Annotated in this window: 1 protein-coding gene; it reads left to right on the forward strand. The window is 62.2% G+C overall.

The features are described from left to right. The coding region (locus EGJ86_RS24880; RefSeq protein WP_125836947.1) for an IS256-like element ISPa46 family transposase at positions 1–1042 on the forward strand (1042 nt) is incomplete at its 5' end. Between the last annotated feature and the right edge of the window lie 36 nt (positions 1043–1078).

Below are 1078 nucleotides of genomic sequence, written 5' to 3' on the forward strand. Positions count from 1 at the left end.
CAACTCGGCTGGCAATACCCGTAACGGCTTCAGTCGCAAGAAGCTCAAGGGCGAGTTCGGCGAGCTGCCCATCGAAGTGCCCCGCGATCGCCACGGCACGTTCGACCCGCAAATTGTCGAGAAGCATCAGACCCGCTGGTCGGGCTTCGACGACAAGATCCTCTCGCTGTATGCCCGCGGCATGACGGTGCGCGAGATCCAGGCGCACTTACAAGAAATGTACGGCGCCGAGGTGTCACCGAGCCTGATCTCCTCAGTGACCGACGCGGTAGCCGATGAGGTGAAGGCCTGGCAGTCACGGCCGCTCGATGCGGTTTACCCCATCGTCTACCTCGACTGCATCCACACCAAGGTGCGAGAAGGCGCGGTGCGGGTGAAGGCGGTGTACCTGGCGCTGGGCATCAACCTGGCCGGCGAGAAGGAAATCCTCGGCTTGTGGATCGCCCAGAACGAAGGCGCCAAGTTCTGGTTGCAGGTGGTGACCGAGCTGCGCAATCGCGGCGTGCAGGACATCTTCGTCGCCTGCGTGGACGGCCTGAAGGGCTTCCCCGAGGCCATCGAGGCGGTGTTCCCGCACACCAGCGTGCAGCTGTGCATCGTGCACATGGTCAGGCACAGCCTGAACTACGTGCCCTGGAAGCGCCGAGCCGAGGTGGCGGCCGACCTGAAGCGGATCTACCAGTCCAGCACGGCGGATGAGGCGGAACTGCGCCTTGGCGAGTTCGAGGCCAAATGGGATGACGACTACCTGCCGATTGGCCAGTCCTGGCGGCGCAACTGGGCCCGGATCACGCCGTTCTTCGACTTCCCGCCGGAGATCCGCAAGGTCATCTACACCACCAACGCCATCGAGTCGGTGAACATGAGCCTGCGCAAGATCACCAAGAACCGGGGCTCGTTCCCCAGCGATGAGGCGCTGCTGAAACTCTTCTACTTGGCACTGCGCAACATCAGCAAGAAATGGACGATGCCGATCCGCGACTGGAAGGCGGCGCTGACACGCTTTACGATCAGTTACGAAGACAGGCTGCCGCAGCAGTAACCCAAGCCCCGGTTACACAAAATTCTGCACACCCTC

The sequence above is a fragment of the Pseudomonas sp. o96-267 genome, from assembly GCF_003935465.1.
In the GTDB taxonomy this organism is placed as follows: domain Bacteria; phylum Pseudomonadota; class Gammaproteobacteria; order Pseudomonadales; family Pseudomonadaceae; genus Aquipseudomonas; species Aquipseudomonas sediminis.